Below are 22670 nucleotides of genomic sequence, written 5' to 3'. Positions count from 1 at the left end.
AACAAAAATTTCTTTCATTCGTGTTATTTATGTAAATAAATAAATTTCAAAAAATGAAAAAAGGCTTAACCATTCTCCTTGCCCTAGTTTTATTCTCTTGTCAAGAAAATAAAGAACAATTAAACCTTACTCAAGGACTTCACATATCGAACATTACCTTAATCTCAACCGAAGATGGAAATTATACCCCATATATCGGTCATTTGGTGGTCGAAAAAGATAAAATCGTTTATATAGACAAGAATGAGCCAAGTATAAGCGGAACATTTGAACAGATCGATGGAACTGGAAAATTCATAATTCCAGGGTTAATCGATAGTCATGTTCATGTTATTCCTGGAGTACAAGGAATGCTTCCTCACCATATGGAAAAGTACCCTGAACTAGCCAAAGAATTTAACAATCAAATGCCTAGAAGCTATTTATACTATGGTTTTACTACGCTCATTAACCTTGGAGGTATATCAGAAGAACGAATTGCATCTTTTAACATGCAACCACTAAAACCCGATTTATATCATATTGGATATTCAGGAGCTGCGGTTGCAAATGGCTACCCAATGAATTTCACCCCTAAAGAATATCGGTTTGACTCTGAGCCAAATTTCATATATATGGAAAGTGAGGCAGAAAATATACCCGATAAGTATGACCCCGCAAACCATACCCCTAAAGCTGTTGTTAAGCGCATTAAAAATTCTGGAGCTATTGCCGTAAAATCTTATTACGAACCAGGTTTTGGACGCTTGTCTAATTTACCCGTGCCAACCAGAGGTATTATGAAGGAATTGCTTAACGAAGCACATTCAAACGGGCTTGTCTTAACTGTTCATGCCAATTCACTTGAAGCGCATTCGTTTTTGACAGACATAGGAGTAGATATTTTATCACATGGACTATGGAATTGGGGAAAGTATAAAGATGTACCAAAGGACTCTCTTCCATTGGAAATAAAAAAAATGTTGGATTTACAAATTCAAAAACGAATGGGCTATACGCCCACATTAACTGTTATTGAAGGAGAGGAAGCTTTAGTTGATAATGAATTTCTCAATCAGCCTGCCTTAAAAAAAATAGTTCCTGAAAATTTACTTGAATGGTATAAAACAGAAGAAGCGCAATGGTTTGCCAAAGAAATTTTCAGTGAACAAACTGTAGAAGAAACTCATACAATTTATGGTAATGTACAGGCCCAGGCCATGCTAGTTTTAAAATATCTTTCTGATAATAATGGTCTACTTCTATTTGGCTCAGATACTCCATCTGCCCCAACGTATGGTAATCAACCTGGTCACAATGGGTATTGGGAACTTAAATTAATGAAAGAAGCAGGAGTTCCTTTACATAAAATACTTTCATCTGCTACTATAAATAATGCCAAAGCTTTTCAATTAGATTCTTTACTCGGCTCATTGGCTATTGGGAAAAAAGCTAATATAATTATGATGACTAAAAACCCATTAAAGGATATTGAAGCATATGATGCTATAGAAAAAATTGTTATTGGAGGTCAAGCCATAGAAAGAAAAGATTTAGAGATTAAAGAATAACTAGCTACAACAAAGGCTATAATTCATAGTTCCCCTACTTATATCTTGAAAATACCTACTTTTATGTGGCCCGATTTCTAGACTGAAAAATCCTAACGGATTTCCCGCTACGAAATCATAGCCGATAACGTTGTAAACAATTTTGACTGAACCAAGAAACATATTGAGACAGATTACGGATATTCAAGTCCAAGCCGATAGACTTATTAAAGGTCAGGCGGACTTAACCGAAATCGAAGACTTTGCAAAATATTCATATGAATTGAGAACTTATCTCACCACGAATATAAAAGATGACTTTATCTTAAAATACGTGAACGAAATACCAATTCTGGATTTGGATGCGGAAAGTGAAAACGCAGATGGATTTTTAGAAAGTTTGCTGTATTTTTTTGGTGGACTCTTTGGTGCTTACTCTTTAGAACAAAAAAAGCAAGCTGAAGCTTTAGACGTAATAAGGAATATAAAAGGGAAATATGCTTCTGCAGAGTTTATGCTTAAAAACTACTTTGAGTAAAAAACTGTTTACAACAAAACCCAAACGTAATGCGGACTCTAGGGCTTAGTCAAAAGGTCTGTGTATATTTATAATGTCGCAAAATCTTATGGATTTAGCTTTAGAATAGAAAAAATAAATCAAAGCAATAAGCTTTAGCTTCGTGCGCAGACGGAAACGAAAAGTTTCCTTACTTCCGCACTACGCTTAGCCCAACCGTTAGCCGCAATTATGAAAAATCTTAGATGTTAAAAAGCTCATCGAAAAAAATCCTGCTTTCCAAGGGGCTTAACCTTTCTTGTTCAGCTCCTGATTCAAATGGTAAGTTCGTGTGCGGAGTTTCAAAGCCAATCGGAATAGTTGGGAATAGGTTGAATAATTATGGGACACGTAATCTTGTGGAATATGATGATAGTGGCAATAGAATAATAACGGAAACGGATTTACCAATTCTTGCTCTACTTTTTGAGTCGGGTAAATGGCGGGTTGATTGTTCGGAATTTGCTCCAAAGCCTGGCCCAGGAGATTTTCTAAAAGAATTTATCGATGAAGAGAGTGCTGTGCACTATATTCTCAAATACTTTTTTGATAAAAACGAGCACATCAAAGAACTAAATAAGTACTTAACGGAGAAAAAATAACTGTGGCTAACAAAGCCTAAAATTCATTGCTTGCGGATTTCCTAAATGGAAATCACGCGCAAAAAGCTAACTTTAGGTTCGGCTAGATTGTCCTTCGGACGAATCACAGCAACGAACCTTAGGCAAACCGTTGTAATGCATTTGAGAGCACATTTACTAAACCAAAATATAGTTTCACTCAATATGACTTTTTCAAAATAAAAATCTGATATAAATTGAACTCAAATTAAACTGACCGATTTTGAAAAAAGCATTACTTCTACTATTTTTATTTACAAGCGGAATTACATTTTGTCAACCAAAAGAGTATAGCGGAATTGTAAAAGTAAAAAGTGACAAATCACCACTTCCAGGAGTAAATGTTGTAATTAAAGGAACAAAAATCGGAACCCAAACTGACTTTGACGGATATTTCAAAATTTCTGTTCCAGACTCTCTAAACATACTTTCATTTTCATTTTTAGGTTTTCAAACTTTAGAATATAAATTAGAAACAGAAAGAAAAATTGAAGTATTCTTAAAAGAAGATTGTAATATTGATTGGTTTGACAAACGTCATATTGGAATTTATTTAAATAGCGGAATTGTTAATAATCCTGTTGGTGGATTAATTCACTTTTCCTTTACACCAAATTATAATTGGCCAACAATTAAAACTGGAATTAGTTACCAAACCAACCTAAAAGAAAATAAGTTTCTTAATGCTTACTTGAATTTTCATCATCTTTTTGTCATTTGTGATTTTAACGCTGACATCAATTCCTCATTGAGAAACTTGGAGTATGATAATAATATAGAATTAACTGCATATTCAGTTGAAACAAGTCTTAATTTTAATCGTTTTAGTGCGATAGTTGGCTTAAGCACTATTGACTTTAATAAAACGTCGGAAAACGAAAATATAAATTCCATTGGACCAACATTAGGACTTGGAACTTGGATTGGACAACCATTTTTAATGTCTGTATCTGCGAAAACGACGATTTATAAAAACTTGAGCGAATACCACGCTGAAATTAAAAAACAGTACAAAGGAATTTATGGATTTCTAAAATATTATAAAGTCAATGACTTTAATGAATTAAGTTTAGGAATCGGAATTGAATTAAGTTATTAAAAAATAAAAACGTTTGCCGACAACGTGTATAATTCATTGCCAGTGTAAGCCTACTTACGAAAGTCCTCGCAGACTTTCTATCTGTGATATATTTGCTAACTTTAGTGCTTAAACACGCAACGAAATCATACACCAGACCGTTAGCTGTAATTATAAAAAACAAATGAGATATTTTGTAACCTTCCTAGTTATGACTTTCATTTTCGGTTGTCAATCGGACAAAAAGCTGGAAACTGGAGAATTAACTGTTACTGGAAAATATTGTAAATATCCCAATAATGATTTTATAGTTTTACCATTTCAATTATTCAAAAACGATTTGAAGGTTCGAAGTGATACGCTCGAATTTAGCGGAGAAGTAAAATTGAAAGATTTATCTTTTGGAAAATATAGTGTAAAGTTCAATTCAATTTATGAACGTCTAGAAATCGTTGAATTTGAAGTTAATAGTAAAACCCAAGAAATTGAACTTTGCATTGACAAAATAGATTATGATTTAGCAAACAATAACTTATTTATAGACCAATTAAAACCGAATGAAAAATTAAAAATCGGCTTTTTCACGTTTGGTTGTTTTCATTCAGAAGAATTAGGTCTGGAAATAATCCGGAAAGAGGACCAATATTTAGCAAAACTAGACAAAACTGAAATAGTACTTTCTACTAACCAAATCAAATTAATCAGAGAATTCGAAATTGAACTTCGGCAGGTTCCGACTGGATATTGTACAACTACGGACACTTATAATTTAACGATTTTGGACAGTTCTGAAAATATGGAACTAATTGACGAAAGTTGCGAGTGGAATGGATTTAGCAACCTATTGGTAAAACTTGGACTGGAAAATAACTACAGCTAACAATACCTATAGCAAATAGGGCATAAAGTGAAATATTTAAAGGCTTGGGCGTAATTGTTGAGTCCGCCAAATCTTTTGGATTTGGCAATTAAAAAATAAAAATAATTACAAAACAAAAAGCTCTGGCTCGAAGACCAGACGGAAACGAAAAGTTTCCTTGCCTGCCCTACTTGCCATAGCCGAACCGTTGTAGTGCATTTGAGAAAAAATGAAACCTGAATTAAAATACATCGAATTGAAAAGCGGATTTGGAGATAATGGGCCAGCTTGGATTGGAATGGCTGAATTTTCAAAATCTGGAAGGACTGTGTATTTTAATGGAAAAGCACTTAAAAACTCAAATGCTAAAGGAATTGCAGGAAATTACTTTGATATAGAAAATGGAGATGAATATTGGGTTTCTGGAATAAAGAAAAACGGAACTGATAGACATTGGGTTGGTGGTGGAAAAATAATGATAGACAAAAATGTTGTGGAGCTTTATTTAAGCCTAGTTGATTTTGATGTTTTAGACAAAAATCGCTTTGAACTGACTGAAATAGAAATGACAGACAAGCAAAGATTTGCGGAATTAGAAAATAAGAAACTTAATTAATTACCTTGACAGAAAAGAAACTACATAATCTTTATAAACTGATTGCATATTTTCTAATTGCAGTAAGTCTAATTTTGATTTTAATACCGATTGATAACTTATTAGTTCAAGACAAATTTGGAATTGTTTTAGTTATGAATATTGGTTTTCATATGTTTTATCATCTGATTAGTATTGTACCATTAAAACAACTGAATTGGGTTAAAGACAATTCAACAGTACAAAATCTTGCTTTCAAGGGTATTATGGTAATGTCCTATTTTATACCTATTGCCTGTGTTTTGGCTTCAGTTATAATTATTACAGAATCATTTTCAAACCAAGAATATTACAAGCTGACAGTACTATTAGTTTTTTCGGGAGTAATTCTTGGAGCATTTAAACTAAATTTAAAATTAAAGAGCTGGAGAAAAAACGCACTACAACAACGTGTATAATTAATTGCTACGGAATTCCTTCATCGGAATTCACGCGAGTTAATTATCTTTCCGCAACGGCGGAAAGTGAATCGCACTTTTAACCGCAACAACTCATACACAAACCGTTGTAATGCATTTAATCTAACAAAATGAAAAAAATACTCTCGGCCATATTCCTAGTTAGCACCTTGACCTCATTTTCTCAGTCAGACAAAATAATTGGGGAATACTTTCTTGAACTTGGAAACGAAAAGCACCAAATTGAGTACAGATTAAATCTTAATTCGGACGGAACATTCGGATTTCACTCTTATACCAATAATCAAAATGGGATTCCGCCAATAGTACATACGTACGGAAAAGGGACTTGGAATGTAGATGGCAAGGTCGTTTCGTTCATTACGAATAAGGAAAAGGACTTAGACGAAAAACATACTCTGGACTTTAGCGGTTCTAAAGCAAGATTTGTCACAAAACCTTCTCGGGACAAAACAGACAGAATAATAAAGACTAAACTAAAGTTTTTTGAAAGCGAAATCTTTTGGATTAAAGGACTGGACATTTTCAAAACTTAAAAACGCATTGCAACAAAGCCTAAAATTCATTGCTTGCGGATTTCCTAAATGGAAATCACGCGCAAAAAGCTAACTTTAGGTTCGGCTAGATTGTCCTTCGGACGAATCACAGCAACGAACCTTAGGCAAACCGTTGGCGGCAATTAAAAAAACAAAAATGAAACGAATAATTTGTATTACAGTTTTAATAATGCTGATAATATCGTGCAACGGAAATAATAAAATGGAAAGAATTTATAAAATCATGGAGAGTATTTCCATAACATCAAATGTTACTTACAAAAAAATAGATTCATTGGAACTACAATTAGACATTTATTATCCTGCAGAAAAATTGGGAAAAGAGCCTTGGGAAAAGATATCAGAACACAATAAACCAACTCTAATTTATTTCCATGGTGGAGGTTGGATGAGTGGAGATAGAACTTCAAGATTCTTAGGATTACTCCCTTATCTTGAAAAAGGCTGGTGTGTTGTAAATGTTGAATATCGATTGCTACAAGAAACAAATTTGATTGGATGTTTAAATGACTGCATTGACGCAATTAATTGGGTCGATGATAATGCCTCAACTTATAAATTTGATACCAGTCAAATATATTTATCAGGGGAATCGGCTGGAGGGCATTTAGCTTTGTTAGCTGGAATGACAAATGAACCTGAATTAGGTGCGAATAAAGTCCATAGGAGAAAAAGTAAAATCAATGGAATTATAAATTGGTATGGAATTACTAAGATGGAAAATGCAATAAAATTTTGGAATGATGAATCTTATACGGAATTGATAATGGATAAATGGAGTGGCGATAAAAATCGATATTTAGAAATCACTTCTCCAATAAACCATATTTCGCAAAACACAACTCCTCCGATAATAAGTCTACATGGAGATAAAGATGTAAATGTCGAAATTGAACAAGCAATTTCATTCCATGAGGAATTACAAGCTAACGGAATTAAAAACAAATTGGTCAAAATAAAAGGTAAAAAACATGGAGACTTTTCTTCGGCAGAATTAGAATCTATGTTTGATGAAATTTGGAACTTTTATGAAATAGAAAAATAAAAACGTTTGCCGACAACGTGTATAATTCATTGCCAGTGTAAGCCTACTTACGAAAGTCCTCGTGTCCAGATAGCTATTGGGATTCTATTCGGTTTGTATTTGCTAACTTAGTCCTAGCCTACGCAACTAACCATACACAAACACGTGGCAAACATTTCCTTCAAACACTCCACAACATATAAGTTATTATCTGTAGAAAGAAAAAGTAGGTTTAGAACTGCTACCCATTCTTTTTTATTGCCTTTGAAATTGTTTTATTAAGTTCTTTTAAGTGCTTTGGCTTAATGTTATAAGATAATCCGGTAATGTAGTTTCGATAAATAACTTCTCCTGTTCTTGAATTCACAATTTCGATAAATTTTTCAGCATTTAATCTAACATATCTCAAATAGTAAATCTTTTCTTCTTTGAGAATTTTGTCATCAAGATTATCCATATCAATGAACTTATAATCATATACATAAGTGTCATAAAGACTTTTAACATAATCATCGCCTGATTCACTTTCCCCTGCCGTAAATGCATTTGTCTTAATTTTAAAATAGTTTGGAATATAAAGTAAATTCGATTGAAGTTCCAAGATTTCTTTTGTGTAATCATTTTCCTCATACATCCAATAAACTTCCCCATCTGAAATTAACTGGTTTAGCTTTTGAAAGTAATTCTTCAGCATTCCAGGAGTATAGTTGTGGAAAATATCATCATTAAAGAGAGAACTAGAAATTTCGTCCATCGATTTGCGGACTACTGTATTAACAAAGTCGCTATCAGCAAACAGATTAAAACGGGCAATTCTAACTTTGTTTTCAGTAAAAATATCATCAATCTTTTTCTTCAACTTCTTTGGGTTTAATTTAGCTGCTTTCTTATTTATAGATTCAAAATCATATAAAAAAATGTCAAAATAGGTATACAACCTCGTTACAATTGAACCCATTTTAGTGGTTTTAATGGACTTAAAACCCCCTACTTGAGCAAAAGAATAATTCTCTTGATAATCAAATGGATTAAAATCTTGTTGGGCCACAATTTTGTATGATGTAACGTCCCAGGAGTCTTTTAAAATATTTTCATAAATATCTTTTTCATAAACATTTGAAAAGACAAAAATGGTTGTTGTTTTTTTAAAATTCTCAAGGATTTCCTTATCAAGTTTACCTGGTTTACCGTAATGTTTTGGACCAAATGAGATTTGCGAATGACTAATAAAACCGGTGCATAATAAAATGAGTAGCAGAACTTTTTTCATAAGATGGTGATTTGTTTGGACTTTGTTAAAACGAATCTTTTAACTTTCTATTACATTTTTATTATTAGTTTTAAAATATAATCAGAATTGGATGTTTTGCCTTAAAAACTTCATAAACTAAAAAAACAATTCAATGATGCTATAACATTATTCCAGTTTTGTCTCTTCCGATATGCAAATAGAACTTTAAATAAGATATAAATAGTTCATCAAAAGGGTTAAGCACATTTAAAAATGAATTTTGTTGAATGACAAAAAACGTTTGCCAACAATGTGTAAAAATAAGTGCTTGTTCTCGCCTACTTCTGAAAATCCTAGCGTCCCGATAGCTATCGGGATTCTACTTGGTGTGTACTTGCAAAAATAAGTGCTAACCCACGCAACTACTCATAGCCGAGACCGTTGTAAAACACCTTCCAAAAAACGGTATAATTCTTGATTGACTTCTAGACAATATTTGAAAATTAAAGATATAATAGAATGAAAAAAAACCTACTGACCGTGCTATTTGGACTTTTAATTACATTAACGTATGCCCAAGAAAAAAACAACATTACAACAGAGAAAATCTGGAGAGTGAATTTCCTAAACCCAGGCGTTGAATTGGAACTACCAACGGGGGCTTATTCTACATTCTCTGCTGGAATTGGAATTGGATATGGTGGCGGATACCCTGATTTGACTTTCGGCGGCAATGGATTTATATACATAATCAGTCCTTTTTTGGATGTGCAAGAAAAGTGGTTCTATAATTTGAACAAACGAAACGGAAAAAATAGAACTACTGAAAATAATTCTGGAAACTTTGTTTCATTAAGATTTGTAACTCGTGGGAACTCCGTCGCTGAAAACGTGAATCGGACTTCTGAATTTGATTTCGCAATTGGACCAACATGGGGAATCCAAAGAAAATACGGAAAGAATTTCCATCTACTATTTGATATTGGACCTCAATACTATTTTGACACCAATGGAAATGGAAATATCTGGCCAATTATGTTACAACTCAATTTAGGATTTGATTTTAAAAAGAAATAAAAACGTTTTACAACAAAACCCATAAACAATACGGGCTTTGAGCCCAAACGAAAGGTTTGTATATTTTTGTGATGTCCGCAAAATCTTTTGGTTCGACTTCATAACAAAAAGATAAAACAAAATAAAAAGATTTCGCGATGTGCTCGCGGAAAGCAAACGCCAGTTTGCTGCAATAATGCTCATGGTTAAACCGTTAGGCACAATTCTGACAAACGGAATTTCTGTACCTGAGTTTGAATTGAAAAACGGAAATCTAACTCGATTTTATTTTCCTAGCGTTCGAATTAGGGGATTTGACTTAACTAATCGAACTAACAAAAAAGGACATAACACGATATATGTGATCATAGCTGATTTGTGATCAATAGAATGGCTCTTGATATATTTATGATAGCTCAATGCTTGTATAACGAAAAATATAACTGTTAATGTTCAGATAATGCCGATAGTTGGGTAACATTTTGCCCTGCTAGGACACATTTGTTAAGCATAAGTATAAATTCAAACAAATCCAAAACAAAATTAATAACTTGTGCTAATAATGGCTATAAGTAATTGCTTGTTCTCGCCTACCCTGAAAATCCTTTCGTCCCGATAGTTATCAGGATTATATTCGGTTTGTATTTGCCAATTTAGTTGCTGAGACACACAACTACTCATAGCCCCACCGTTATGTAACAATAATACAAAAAACCCATGAGAAAAATACTATCAATACTTCTTCTACTCACCTCGTTAAGTTGTTCAAAAAAAGAATCTGAAATATATTTATTTTCATATTTTAAAGGAAATGGCGAAGACGGCTTACACTTGGCTTCAAGTAAAGATGGTCTAAATTGGGAGGCACTTAATAACAATAAATCATTCTTAAAGCCAAAAATTGGTCAGGACAAGCTGATGAGAGACCCATGTATTATAAAAGGAGGCGACAATAAATTCCACATGGTATGGACAGTAAGTTGGAATGAAAGAGGAATTGGATATGCCAGTTCAACAAATTTGATTGATTGGTCTGAACAGAAATATATTCCTGTTATGCATAATGAGCCAAATGCTGTAAACTGTTGGGCACCAGAATTGTTTTATGATGAAGCATCTGAGCTATATTTAATATGTTGGGCTACCACAATCCCAGGCAGATTTCCCGAAACAGATGATTCTAATGGAAATGGAAGAAACCACAGAATGTATTACACTACTACTAAAGATTTTATTGATTTTAATGAAACAAAAATGTTATACAACAAGGGTTTTAACGTAATTGATGCTACTTTACAAAAGGAGGATGAAACGTATATAATGTTTTTAAAAAATGAAACAAAACTTCCTAAGATTGAAAAAAATATTCGAATTGCAACCAGTAAGACTCTCACAGACAGCTACTCTGAAGCTTCCGAGCCTATAAGTCCCAATTGGGTAGAAGGACCAACTGCCATAAAAATCGATGACAAATGGATTGTATATTTTGATATGTATACTGAAAAGAAAATGGGAGCGGTTAGTTCTTCAGATTTAAAACAATGGGATAATATTTCAGATAAAGTTAATTTCCCGGAAGGTACTAGACATGGTACTGTTTTTAAAGTGAAAGAGAGTATACTATCTAGCATGATATCGTTAGATAACAATGGCTATAAGTAATTGCTTGTTCTCGCCTACCCTGAAAATCCTTTCGTCCCGATAGTTATCAGGATTATATTCGTTTTCTTTTAGTAATTTAGTTACAGTCAACGCAACCGCTCATAGATGAAACCGTTGTAAGTAATACCTAAAAAATGAAAAAACAAATATTAAACACCTTTCTTCCATTTTTTATCATCGTACTATCGCCAATGTTTAGTTCTTGCGAAAAAACAAATAAAAAAGAAATAAGTGATGTTAAAGATATTGAACAAATGATGCAAGAATATAGACAGGCATGGAGAAATGGGGATTCAACCTTAGTATTGGATAAACTGAGTGCCGATATTATTTTGTTTCAACCAGGAAAAACAGGTAAACCTGTTTTTAGTAAGCGTAATGTTCGTGAATTTTGGTTCCCAAAGTCGGACATCAAGTATCCAATAATTCAATACGAAGTAGAAAACGAAGAAATTGTAAGCTCTGGAAATATTGCATACTACCAAGGGTTATCTAAACTCACTTGGTGCACTTTAGAAAATAATATTGGTCGAGATACTACCCAATCTATCTCCGAATTCACAAATATTCTAAAAAAAGAAGACGGAAAATGGAAAATTCACAGAATAATGTATAATCTGAAAGATTCAAAATACACGCGTTAAATAAGCTTGAAAGTACTACTTACAACATGTACAACTACAATTATGGTAAATTCCACTACGTCCGAATCCCCGCGGAATTGCTAAAGTCTGTGTTTAGCCGAAAATAACGCATAAAAATCGGTAACTGACGGTTAGACCGTTAGCGGCAATTTAAAACTCCGATATTGAAATAAACCAGGTACTCGAGAATGAAATTAAATAAATATTTAGCCAATCGTCTCAAGGAAATTTTCACCGAAGGAAAATGGGTTTTAGGCACAAATTTTAAGGAACAAATTATTGACTTAGATTGGAATCAGGCAACTCAAAAAATAGATGATTTCAATACTATAGCTGATTTGACTTTCCATATTGATTACTATATAGCCGGATTGGCCAAAGTTCTTGAAGGTGGCACACTGGACATACGGGATAAATTTAGTTTTGATTCGCCACCTATAAAATCTGAACAAGATTGGAAAAATTTGGTAAATAAATTTTGCTCCGACTCGGAAAAATTCATTCGTCTTGTTGATAATATGACGGATGAAAACATAATGGCCGACTTTGTTGATAAACAATATGGGACTTATTACAGAAATATTGACGCAATGATTGAACATGCTTATTATCACCTTGGACAAATAATACTTATAAAAAAACGAATTAAAAAAAACAGCTTACAACACGGTGTATAAGGAATAGCGCCTTAAATGATAAAACGAAAGGTTTGTGTATTTTTATGAAGTCCGCAAAATCTTTGGGATTTTGCTTTGGACAGAAAAAGAAAAAACAAAACAAAAAGATTTCGCTATGTGTGTGGCGGAAAGCAAACTGGCGTTTGCTCCCGTGCTCTTCATAGCCTAACCGTTGCACCCAATTAAAACTCAAAATCGCAATATGGAATTAATAAAAAATCTCTTTGCGCAATCGGATAAACATAAAGGAATTTGGCCAATAAAAGTGTATGTTCTAAAACTATTCTTCTTACTTATGTTTCTGTTTGCTGCAAAAGATGCTTGGACTGAATTAATTACCCATGAAGGAGAGTGGAATCCTGAAATTGCTATAGCTTGGTGTGCCATTGCAGCCTACACAACTTTATCAGGATTGGGAATATTCCATACATTAAAAATGTTACCAATAATGCTTTTTATGTTTTTGTACAAAGGACTTTGGCTATTATTTGTTGCCTATCCATTATGGAAAAATGAAAAACTTGTAGGTAGTGAGGCAGAAGATTGGGTTCAAATATTTATGTTGATTATTATTCCTGTTATTTTCACACCTTGGAAGTATGTTTTTAAAACCTATGTTCTTGGAAAAGAATAGAATAGAATTTAACAAAAAACAACTGGTTACAACACGGTATATAAGGAATAGCGACTTAAATGATAAAACGAAAGGTTTGTGTATTTTTATGAAGTCCGCAAAATCTTTGGGATTTTGCTTTAAACAGGGAAAAGAAAAAACAAAACAAAAAGATTTCGCTATGTGTGTGGCGGAAAGCAAACGCCGGTTTACTCCCTTACTTTTCATGGCTTAACCCTTGTAGTACATTTGAAACCTTAATTATACAATGAAGACAATTACTTGGAAATTATTCCTAAAATCTGAACCAAATTCGGTCTTTGACTTACTCTCCACTTCTGAAGGAAGAACGAAATTCTGGTCTGAAAATGCAACTGAAGAAGGCCGCATAATTCACTTTTTATTTCCCAATGGCCAAACATATGATAGTCAGATAATAAAGACTATTTCTAACAAAGAATTTCATTTGGACTATTTCAATAGTTTGGTAAAATTTAAGTTAATGCCCTCTGAAAATGGCGGAACCGACCTTACTTTAATTAATGAAAATGTATCGGAAAGTGACTTTTCTGAGGTAAACGCAGGATGGATTTCGGTACTGATGAACCTTAAAGCAGTTGCTGACTTCCAATGTGATTTGAGAAATCATGACCCCAAAAAGACTTGGGATCAAGGCTATGCGGATAATTAGTAAAAAAACGCGCTACAACAATGCCTAAAATCCATTGCTTGATCTCCCCTACTCTGAAAATTCTTTCGTCTCGATAGCCACCGGGATTATATTCGTTTTCTTTTAGTAATTTAGTGCCCTGCCATACACAAACCCGTTGAACTCCATTACCAAAATATACTTTATATGTTATCTAAAAACGCGTCAATTTTTACGCTCAACAATGAATTGAAAATGCCTTCCATAGGTCTGGGGGTTCTTTTTGCCGAAAATGATGGTGAAGTTGAAGGAGCAGTTATCTCAGCACTTAAGTCGGGATACAGGAAAATAGATACCGCTTCGGCCTACCAAAATGAAAAAGGGGTTGGAAGGGCGATAAGAGAAAGTGAGGTTCCGCGGGAAGAAATATTTCTTACCACAAAAGTTTGGAATACCGAACAAGGATACGACAAAACCTTACTTGCTTTTGAGCAAAGTTTAAAACAGCTACAAACAGATTATGTAGACTTATATCTAATTCACTGGCCCGTAAAGGCCAAATACAAAGAAACCTACCGAGCCATGGAACACATTTATGCCAGCGGCAAGGCCAAAGCAATTGGAGTGTGTAATTTCAGCATTGCACAATTGGAAGATCTAATGGAACATTCCAATGTAGTTCCTGCAATCAATCAGGTAGAAATGCACCCGCATTTAAGTCAAAATGAACTGCTGCATTTTGCAAATGCCCATAATATTCAGTTAGAAGCCTGGCGACCAATTATGATGGGGGAAGTTCTTTCTATCCCGGAATTAGTGGATATTGGCAAAGTACATCAAAAATCGGCCGTTCAAATAGCTCTGAGATGGCTCGTCCAAAGAGGCGTTGCAGTTATTCCTAAATCGGTAACGCAGAAAAGAATCATTCAGAATTTCGAAATATTCGATTTTATGCTAACCAAGGAGGAAATGGCTATCGTTGAAGGGTTAAATCAAAATAGAAATCTGGGAGAAGACTTATCGCATATAGAATAAACGTACACGGGGTACTACAAACGCTAAGCACCATAGGCATTCTGCGCATAAGCTAGTCTCTGAGCTTAAACAATAGATGAAAACACTTGGTAATATCGTTATCTCTAATCCAAAATGTCACATTTTTACCATTTAAATTGTCACTTGTGTAGAACTTAAAGTTTAGACTTGAAAAATTATCATAACAAATTATTTCCTTACGCTTACAATATTTTAGGCTCATCGGAAGATGCAAAAGATGCTATACAAGATGTTTTGATGAAATATCTTTCTATTGAAAAGGGGCATATTAAAAATGAAACCGGGTATTTAATCAAAGCTGTCACCAACCAATCGATTAATATAAAAAAGCGAAACCAGAAAATTATTGCGAATAGGATGTGGTTGCCAGAACCTATATCTACAGAAATAGCCGATAGTAATATTAATGGAGAAGAAATTATCTCTTACTCAATGCTTGTTCTTTTAGAAAAACTTACGGCAAAAGAAAGAGCTGTATTCATTCTAAAAAATGCTTTTGAATATTCACATGAAGAAATTTCTTTGGTCATTGACTCTACAATCGAAAATTCGAGAAAATTATTAAGTCGAGCCACAAAAAAAATAAGCAATTCCAGTATAGATACTAATCAAAATACCCCGACTTCATTCATAAAAAATTACGTCCATGCAATTCAAAATGGAGATGTTTCGAAACTAGAGAAAATGCTTTCCGAAGAAATCTCATTACATGCGGATGGGGGAAAAAACATCAAAGTAGTGAGAGAGTTAACCGTTGGAAAAGCAGCAACTTTAGATTTGCTGTTTTTTGTATTCAAAACCCATCAAAAGTCGCTATCCGTTAAAATATCAAAAATTAACCATCAGCCGGCATTGCTGTTTTATAAGGCTAAGATTCTAATCAACTGCCAAGTATTTGAATTAGAAGGAAACAAAATAAAAAATATATTTTCTATCATAGATCCCAATAAATTAAAATCGCTTTCCCTATAACCCTGTCACGTTTTTCCTTTCAGTTTTGTCATACTATTGAATTTAAAATATCAATAGATGAAAAAATTATTACGAATAGATGCAAGTCTACGAACTGAGGGTTCGCATTCTAGAGCTCTATCAAATTTTTTTGAAACAATCTGGAAAAAAGCCAATCCTGCGGGTAGCATTATTTATCGAGATTTAACCAAACAACAAATTCCTCATTTACAGAATAAAACGGTAGAGGCTTTCCATGTACCCGAAGAAAACTGGACTGCAGAAAATAAGCAAGCAATTTCATTGTCCAATGAATTGATAGCAGAATTAAAATCTGTGGACGAATTGCTTATTAGTAGTCCATTGTACAATCTCAATGTTCCATCCACGCTAAAAGCATATTTTGATCATATCACAAGATCTGGTCACACGTTTGAGGTAAATACTGATGGTAGTTATAAAGGCTTGCTAGATATGGAATCTGTTTATTTAATTACTACAAAAGGAGAGAGCTATAAGGGAACTTCAATGGAGCCGCTCGATTTTCAAGAACCCTATTTAAAAGTCATTTGTGGTTTTTTAGGCATGAAAATCAAAAATATTTTCTCTTTGGAAGCAACGGCCCATCTAGATATTCTCGAAAAAAACATAGCCCTGGCACAGCAAGAAATCAAAAAAACACTTAAAATCAATTAATTATGAAGATAGATTATTTCAACGACCAATTAGAAGATAAAGCAACTATTGTATATCCAAATGAAGGGGAATCATTTGAAATGAACGGACTTTCGCTTACATTCAAAGTTACGAGCGAAATTTCAAATGACCAGTTGGGTGTTTATGAAATTGTACTAGCTCCTATGGCCATTGGTGCAAAATTACATTATCACAGATTTATGGATGAAACTTTTATTGTAACTCAAGGGGTACTTACAATCCAAACCAGTAACAAAGAGGTACATGCTAAACCAGGAACCGTTGTATATGCTCCCAGACTAACACCCCATGGTTTTAAAAATGATACGAATGAAGAGGTAAAACTTATACTAATATTTAATCCATCACAAAAAAGAGAAGGCTTCTTTAGAGGTTTACATGAAACGTTAAATGAAGTTCCTATTGACCCTAGAAAATATTTAAAACTGTACAATAAATTTGATAGTTTTCCTGTGGATACTTCTAATATGATACCTATAAGAGAATAAAAAAAACTAGAGATAACAAAATGAAAAAATGATAAGGGTTTTAAGGCTTAACTAAAAGTTTAGCATATTTTATAAAGTCCGCAAAATTTACAATTTTTAGTACCACCATTTATGGTTTTCCTTTCAGTAGTGCTTCAAAATAATTATGGGTGTCCAAATATTCCTGTCTTAGATCTCGGAGATAATTTAATACTTCTTTCCTAGATTTGTAATTTGGCTCAAGACAATCATTGATATTTGAATCTGCGACGGTAAGACCTAAATACCAATTACCTATACGCCAGGAATGTTGATCTTCAAATAAGGGAGGCCCGTCTTCGGATGCTATCACCGCATCGATCATTAGCGGAACCAGATTTACGGTTTTTGTTGGAATCTCAATTTCATAAAACGATAAAAAGTAGTTTTTATCATTAATAACCACCGGAACGTTCCTTTCAACATTTTGATGCGCTAAATCATACTTAATATTTATAAAGTCATAAAATTCATTGGCATCCTTTGGATCTTCAAAAATGAAAACATAATCTTTTGGGAGGCTTCTCCTAAATTTTTTACCTACCATTACTTTGTCTTCCTTAATACTCGGAGCTACCCTCACAGGAATGCAAGAAGAAAAAATAAAAAAAATGAGTATTGTAAATAATTGTTTCATTTGTTTGGTTTACAACCACGATATCAAATATTATACCAACAGCTGTACTTACCAAAACGGAATTGTAAAACCAAAAAAGAAAAACGAAATGCCCACAAAGAACTGATAGTATTGTATTGGCAAAAGCATGGATAATTCCTTGTTATTCAGTTACAACAACATGTTATCTAAATGAAACTTTGGTTTGATAGAAATTTCCGTAGTTAGAACCTTACTTACTTTCGGTCAATAGCCCATTCTCGATCAAAGGGATCCTAAATCGTTCTATCTCCGCATTCTGGTGTTCTTTCGCAAAAATAGCAGCGGCTTTGCGGATAAGTTCTGGATGTTCTTCGGCTACATTGTTGGATTCTTCCGGATCTTTGCTCAGATCATATAATTCCAGGGTAGGTTCTTTTTTATTTTTCAGGTTCTGCCGCACCACCTTCCAATTATCCATTCTGATGGCCATTTGCCCACCATATTCTGGATATTCCCAAAATAGGAATTCGTGTGCTTTTTGATTGTTTTCATCTCCCAAAAGCGTTGGAAGAAAGCTTATACCATCCGTATCATCCGGTATTTCCTGTGCTGTTAAATCGTAAATGGTAGCCATCACATCATAGTGGGCAGAAACCAGGTCTGTTGAAGACCCTGCCTCTATTTTACCTGGCCAGCTTGCTATCATAGGCACACGGATTCCTCCTTCATAGACAAAACCTTTGGCTCTACCGTATGCTTCCCCAAAAGGTCCTGAACTGTTAAAAAACTTACCATCGGTACCTCCTGAATAGGTTACCCCATTGTCCGAGGTAAACATAATGAGTGTATTTTCATAAATGCCTTCGTCCTTTAACAATTTTACCAATTTACCTACATTCTCATCCAAATAAGAGATCATAGCCGCATAGCCGGCCCTTGGGTTCATATGTGGATAATACCCTATATCACCAAGGTAAGGTTCTTCCTTCCCAAATTTTTGGATATAGTGGTCTACCCATCTTTGTGGTGCCTGGATAGGGTTATGCGGTATAGGTGTTGCCCAATAGAAAAAAAATGGGTTGTCCTTATTTTCGGAAATAAAGCCTGTCATCTCATTGAACATCAAATCCGGGGTATAGTCGTTAAGCGTATAATCCGTATAATTTTTGGAGTCTGTGGGATCTGCACCTTTCGGCATCTTTATGGATGGTGCTATGGTGTCGTTTTGTAAATGCACCCTATGTTCGTTTTTATAGAGATGTACCGGATAATATGTATGCGCTTGTCTCTGACAATTGTATCCAAAGAAGAAATCGAAACCCATTTTTGTAGGAATGGCGTCGGTATGCGGCGCACCCAATCCCCATTTACCTACCATGCCCGTCTTGTAACCTTTTTCTTTAAGTCTTTTTGGAAACAATACGGTATTGCTGGGTATGGGTCGCTGTCCTTCCAGAGTAGAATCCAATATTGTTGCCCTATAGTTCCACACCTCACCGCGTTCTGCCCATTCGTCGTTGCCACGAATATACGCATGCCCAGCATGCTTACCTGTCAATAACATATATCTTGCCGGAGCGCAAACCGGGGCACCGGTATAGTGTTGCGTAAAAAGCATACCGTTTTTCGCCAAGGCATCTATATTGGGAGTCTCTATTTTTTCCTGACCATAAGCGCCCAATTCCCCATATCCAAGATCATCGGCCAAAATATAAATGATGTTGGGTTTTTTGGCTTCTTTTTCTTCAATTTTTTTATCGGCTCCCTGCTTGCAGGAAAAAAATACCAGGATTACCATACTGAAAAAAGAATACTTGAACAATTTAATAGAATTCATAATTGGATGTTTTTAGATGTTTTTTGCTATTCTTGTATGATATCAATCTCATTGAATATCAAATTTTCCTCCGCTCCCAGCGAGATGAACACCTCATCTACCTGCACCCTAATGTATTGGCTCGTAATATCGGTGTCAAAAATAATTTTTACCTCAACTGCATCAGAGACGCTGGCTATGTAAATATCCTTAACATGGGTATACACCAATCCATCAAGACTTGTTTGAACGGTAATGTGTTTTGGCCTATAATTTGTTCCTTCACGATCTGAATATAGATAAATCCCGCGAAATGTTCTGGATTCCTTCATATCGATATCTATCTGATGTGGGCCGCTTCCCGAAATATTGTAAGGATAAGAAGAATGCCAATAGGTAGATAAATCGCCGTCGATGACCGTAGCTGCTTCCCTCATTGCGTTTGGACTTGTTGTATTTGCCGAAACCGTCCAGTTGGATCTCTCTGTAAACGTAAACGGGACGTAGATTTTGTTAACGTCATCATTTGGTTTTTGAATAGCTAAATCCATGGTATACACATAGCCCCCAACTTTTGTTCTATTGCCGTTTTCATCAATGGCGTTTATTGTTAATTGTATATCGCTTTTATTTTCGTCCTTATAATCATTAAAGAGATCGCTATAGGGCATTTCCCCGTAAAACTTGTAGCTTTCATTGGTGAGATTAGGTTCTATGGACATCTTAAAGGTGATATCGTCATAATTGTCCCCTCCACCCGCAGGAAAACCATCATGACCTATATAGATATTGGTAATGTCAACATCGGAATCGATTTCTCCTTGTGCCACCAATGCGTTTTTTGTTTCATCCTTGGTCACTGAATACTGTAATAATCGAGCATCACCATCCTGGGTATAATATTCCATGTTACTTTTCTTATTGAAAGGCTCGCAAACATCCAATATTGCTGTACTGGAAGCTGTTAAAAACACCCTCTCTATGGTAGAAATGTCCTGATAGGTATGATTACCGAAAGACATTAACGAGACTTTGGGCACATCCGATCCTTTGTGGGCACAATGGGGAAGGTTTAGGCCATGCCCAAGTTCGTGCATAATACCACCCAACAGTGGGCAAACCTTTAATTGGAATCCTGCTAATGATTTTCCGGTAGACTTCAGTTCAAAATCTTCAGAATTTGCGAAGGCCATATGTTTAATTCCATAGAAAGGCACACCACTATTCCGATGTCCTAGCACAAAAGTATGTTTTCCGGCCTTAAACCCCGGATTGGCGGCAAAATACGCATCTATTTCCCCAACAATGGCATTATGACCAGAATACGAACTGCCAGGTAATTTACCTTCAACCAAATGCACTCTTACTTTGCCATTTTGATTCGTTACAAGCCCAAACGTTTTTTTTCCAAAACCTTGTAAGTCCATTTGCAGCTCATACCAATTCTGGATGTATAGCATTACCTCACTTACATTATGGATAAGTGTCGCATCTGCCGTAAAATCCTTCGGTTTAAAAAAAACAATATTCAATGCAAACTGATCTGTTCTATTCACCGCCCAGACATCCATTTCCGGATTAACTGGATCTACGGGACCAACGGGGTCCGTAACCTCTATCATTGGGTCTTTCACCGCTGCATCCTTTGAACAGGACCACAATAAGGTTGCCGCTATGAATGTGAAAATTATTTTTCCAAGCATATTTTCCTTGTATAAATCAACGATGTATCAATTGTTCCCGATATTCCGCATTGGATTCATACGGTATGGGAGCATTGGTTTTCTTGCGCCATTCGTTCAACATTTCCAATAGGTAATTGACTTTTTCTGGCTGGGTCTTGGCCAAATTATTACGTTCGCCAATATCATTCTCCAAATCATAGAGTTCTATGCCATCGTCCTCAAAATAGTGGTGTAGTTTCCATTTTCCGTAACGCACTGCCGAACCTGGCCTTGTTCTGAATTTACTGTCCCGATTTTCATTTTTTGCTACAACTGCCTGTAAATAGACCGGGAAATGCCAAAATAAAGGATGTTCTTTTAACTCTTTATTTTTAAGTAACATGTTGGCCAAACTATGTCCGTCCAAGGTGTAGGCTTCAGGTTTTGTAATTCCGGTAATTTCTAGAAGTGTTGGATAAATATCCAAATTGGAAATTGGTATATCTTTCTTTTGGTTTCCTTTGATCTTTCCTTCCCAGACAAAGAAGAACGGAACCCGTATTCCCCCTTCATAATAACTTCCTTTTCCTGCTCGCAAAGGATGTTGATTACTTATGGCAAAAAGCCCTCCGTTATCTGAAGTAAAGACTATAAGGGTATTCTTAAGTTTACCCGATTTTTTCAGCACTTTTAACAATCTGCCTATATTTTGGTCCAGATTCTCTATCATGGTGGCATAATCTACATTGCCTTGACCGGGAGAAACAGGTTTTTTTCGGTATTTTTCAACAAGGGTGGGTACAGGTTGTATGGGCGTATGCACGGCATAAGGCGCGTAATTGATAAAGAAGGGGTCTTGGACATTCTTAACGAAACTGATGGTGCTATCCATAATTACATCGGTAAGTCGTTTACCCTCTACCGCTTTAACGTCCACATTTTTATATGGAGGATAATAACTATTGGGGTGCCCGGCGTGGCTGCCCCCAATATTTATGTCAAACCCCTTGTCCCTTGGGTCGTCAGAAATATGCCATTTTCCGGCATGGCAGGTGGTATATCCATTGTCTTTGAAAACCTCGGGGAGCAGTAAAAAGCTATTTGAAAGTGTCGTCTTATTGACAATAGGGATTAATTTTCTATCTACGGATTCTCCTCTTTCCGAATTGCCTACTGTTAAAATCCCATGACGCTGTGTCCATTGGCCAGTCATAAGGCTGGCCCTACTTGGTGCACAATTGGCAGCGGCGGCATATCCATTGGTAAATATCATTCCTTTTTTAGAAAGCGCATCAATATTGGGAGTTTCATAAAAAGGACTACCCGTAAACGAAGTATCTCTCCAACCCATATCATCAATATTTATGATAAGAACGTTCGGTTTGGTATGCTGTAGCACATTCTTTCTTTCGTGTTCCTTACAGGATAGGACCAACAAACAAAGTACAATAGCATATGGAAAAAGGCTTGTGTAACGCATATCTGATCTAACGTAATTTTTTATTCAGGCTTAACCGTAAACGATGTTATGGC

24 protein-coding genes are annotated in these 22670 nt (G+C 35.0%); 19 read left to right on the top strand and 5 right to left on the bottom strand.

From position 1 onward, the window contains the following. The first annotated feature begins 53 nt into the window (after positions 1–53). From ACEQ81_RS07160 to ACEQ81_RS07120, 9 genes are all read left to right on the top strand, one after another. A complete protein-coding gene (locus tag ACEQ81_RS07160; protein WP_411030169.1) occupies positions 54–1550 on the top strand; it encodes an amidohydrolase family protein in 1497 nt (498 codons plus the stop codon). 163 nt (positions 1551–1713) lie between these two features. After that, positions 1714–2067: a hypothetical protein gene (locus tag ACEQ81_RS07155; protein WP_411030168.1), complete on the top strand. Its 354-nt coding sequence runs from the start codon at positions 1714–1716 to the stop codon at positions 2065–2067. Positions 2068–2291: 224 nt separating this feature from the next. After that, positions 2292–2687, top strand: coding sequence for a hypothetical protein (locus tag ACEQ81_RS07150; RefSeq protein WP_411030167.1), 396 nt, complete (start codon positions 2292–2294; stop codon positions 2685–2687). A gap of 241 nt (positions 2688–2928) precedes the next feature. Continuing rightward, the gene (locus tag ACEQ81_RS07145; RefSeq protein ID WP_411030166.1) at positions 2929–3804 is read left to right on the top strand and encodes a carboxypeptidase-like regulatory domain-containing protein; all 876 of its coding nucleotides are present in this window, start codon (positions 2929–2931) and stop codon (positions 3802–3804) included. A 163-nt stretch (positions 3805–3967) separates the two neighbouring features. Continuing rightward, the gene (locus ACEQ81_RS07140; protein ID WP_411030165.1) at positions 3968–4663 is read left to right on the top strand and encodes a hypothetical protein; all 696 of its coding nucleotides are present in this window, start codon (positions 3968–3970) and stop codon (positions 4661–4663) included. Between the two features lie 208 nt (positions 4664–4871). Further along, a complete protein-coding gene (locus ACEQ81_RS07135; RefSeq protein ID WP_411030164.1) occupies positions 4872–5258 on the top strand; it encodes a mannose-1-phosphate guanylyltransferase in 387 nt (128 codons plus the stop codon). A gap of 5 nt (positions 5259–5263) precedes the next feature. Next, a complete protein-coding gene (locus ACEQ81_RS07130; RefSeq protein ID WP_411030163.1) occupies positions 5264–5695 on the top strand; it encodes a hypothetical protein in 432 nt (143 codons plus the stop codon). 131 nt (positions 5696–5826) lie between these two features. After that, positions 5827–6252: a hypothetical protein gene (locus tag ACEQ81_RS07125; protein ID WP_411030162.1), complete on the top strand. Its 426-nt coding sequence runs from the start codon at positions 5827–5829 to the stop codon at positions 6250–6252. Between the two features lie 157 nt (positions 6253–6409). Further along, positions 6410–7318, top strand: a complete 909-nt coding sequence (locus ACEQ81_RS07120; RefSeq protein ID WP_411030161.1) for an alpha/beta hydrolase fold domain-containing protein — start codon at positions 6410–6412, stop codon at positions 7316–7318. Positions 7319–7538: 220 nt separating this feature from the next. Here the strand turns inward: ACEQ81_RS07120 and ACEQ81_RS07115 are convergent, their stop codons facing one another. Then, entirely contained in the window at positions 7539–8567 is a 1029-nt protein-coding gene (locus ACEQ81_RS07115; protein WP_411030160.1) for a hypothetical protein, read from the bottom strand. Positions 8568–9047: 480 nt separating this feature from the next. On the opposite strand from ACEQ81_RS07115, the gene ACEQ81_RS07110 reads away from it, so the two are divergent. From ACEQ81_RS07110 to ACEQ81_RS07065, 10 genes are all read left to right on the top strand, one after another. Next, positions 9048–9605 carry a hypothetical protein gene (locus ACEQ81_RS07110; RefSeq protein WP_411030159.1) on the top strand — a complete coding sequence of 186 codons (558 nt, stop codon included), beginning with the start codon at positions 9048–9050 and terminating at the stop codon, positions 9603–9605. 696 nt (positions 9606–10301) lie between these two features. Then, on the top strand, positions 10302–11246 hold the full coding sequence (locus tag ACEQ81_RS07105) for a glycoside hydrolase family 43 protein (protein ID WP_411030158.1): 945 nt from the start codon (positions 10302–10304) through the stop codon (positions 11244–11246). Positions 11247–11380: 134 nt separating this feature from the next. Beyond that, complete coding sequence (locus ACEQ81_RS07100; RefSeq protein WP_411030157.1) at positions 11381–11890, top strand: YybH family protein; 510 nt, start codon at positions 11381–11383, stop codon at positions 11888–11890. A gap of 188 nt (positions 11891–12078) precedes the next feature. Next, positions 12079–12567 (top strand): DUF1572 domain-containing protein, encoded by a 489-nt coding sequence (locus tag ACEQ81_RS07095; RefSeq protein ID WP_411030156.1) that lies wholly within the window; start codon positions 12079–12081, stop codon positions 12565–12567. A gap of 202 nt (positions 12568–12769) precedes the next feature. Further along, entirely contained in the window at positions 12770–13201 is a 432-nt protein-coding gene (locus tag ACEQ81_RS07090; protein WP_411030155.1) for a hypothetical protein, read from the top strand. Between the two features lie 247 nt (positions 13202–13448). Then, positions 13449–13871, top strand: coding sequence for an SRPBCC domain-containing protein (locus ACEQ81_RS07085; RefSeq protein ID WP_411030154.1), 423 nt, complete (start codon positions 13449–13451; stop codon positions 13869–13871). A gap of 165 nt (positions 13872–14036) precedes the next feature. After that, a complete protein-coding gene (locus ACEQ81_RS07080) occupies positions 14037–14864 on the top strand; it encodes an aldo/keto reductase (RefSeq protein ID WP_411030153.1) in 828 nt (275 codons plus the stop codon). 168 nt (positions 14865–15032) lie between these two features. Further along, positions 15033–15857, top strand: coding sequence for a sigma factor-like helix-turn-helix DNA-binding protein (locus tag ACEQ81_RS07075; RefSeq protein WP_411030152.1), 825 nt, complete (start codon positions 15033–15035; stop codon positions 15855–15857). A 57-nt stretch (positions 15858–15914) separates the two neighbouring features. Next, the gene (locus ACEQ81_RS07070) at positions 15915–16532 is read left to right on the top strand and encodes an FMN-dependent NADH-azoreductase (protein WP_411030151.1); all 618 of its coding nucleotides are present in this window, start codon (positions 15915–15917) and stop codon (positions 16530–16532) included. A 2-nt stretch (positions 16533–16534) separates the two neighbouring features. Then, positions 16535–17041 carry a cupin domain-containing protein gene (locus ACEQ81_RS07065; protein WP_411030150.1) on the top strand — a complete coding sequence of 169 codons (507 nt, stop codon included), beginning with the start codon at positions 16535–16537 and terminating at the stop codon, positions 17039–17041. Positions 17042–17150: 109 nt separating this feature from the next. On the opposite strand, the gene ACEQ81_RS07060 is transcribed toward ACEQ81_RS07065, so the two are convergent. The 4 genes from ACEQ81_RS07060 to ACEQ81_RS07045 form a co-directional block, all read right to left on the bottom strand. After that, complete coding sequence (locus ACEQ81_RS07060; RefSeq protein WP_411030149.1) at positions 17151–17696, bottom strand: hypothetical protein; 546 nt, start codon at positions 17694–17696, stop codon at positions 17151–17153. 211 nt (positions 17697–17907) lie between these two features. Next, a complete protein-coding gene (locus tag ACEQ81_RS07055) occupies positions 17908–19494 on the bottom strand; it encodes an arylsulfatase (RefSeq protein WP_411030148.1) in 1587 nt (528 codons plus the stop codon). Positions 19495–19520: 26 nt separating this feature from the next. Beyond that, positions 19521–21176 carry a discoidin domain-containing protein gene (locus ACEQ81_RS07050; protein WP_411030147.1) on the bottom strand — a complete coding sequence of 552 codons (1656 nt, stop codon included), beginning with the start codon at positions 21174–21176 and terminating at the stop codon, positions 19521–19523. 16 nt (positions 21177–21192) lie between these two features. Beyond that, complete coding sequence (locus ACEQ81_RS07045; RefSeq protein WP_411030146.1) at positions 21193–22617, bottom strand: sulfatase; 1425 nt, start codon at positions 22615–22617, stop codon at positions 21193–21195. Positions 22618–22670 lie beyond the last annotated feature (53 nt).

It is taken from the genome of Spongiimicrobium sp. 3-5 (genome assembly GCF_046557915.1).
GTDB lineage: Bacteria > Bacteroidota > Bacteroidia > Flavobacteriales > Flavobacteriaceae > JBHEBG01.
Note: the sequence above shows the minus strand (reverse complement) of the source record. Positions and strands in the feature narration are given on the sequence as shown.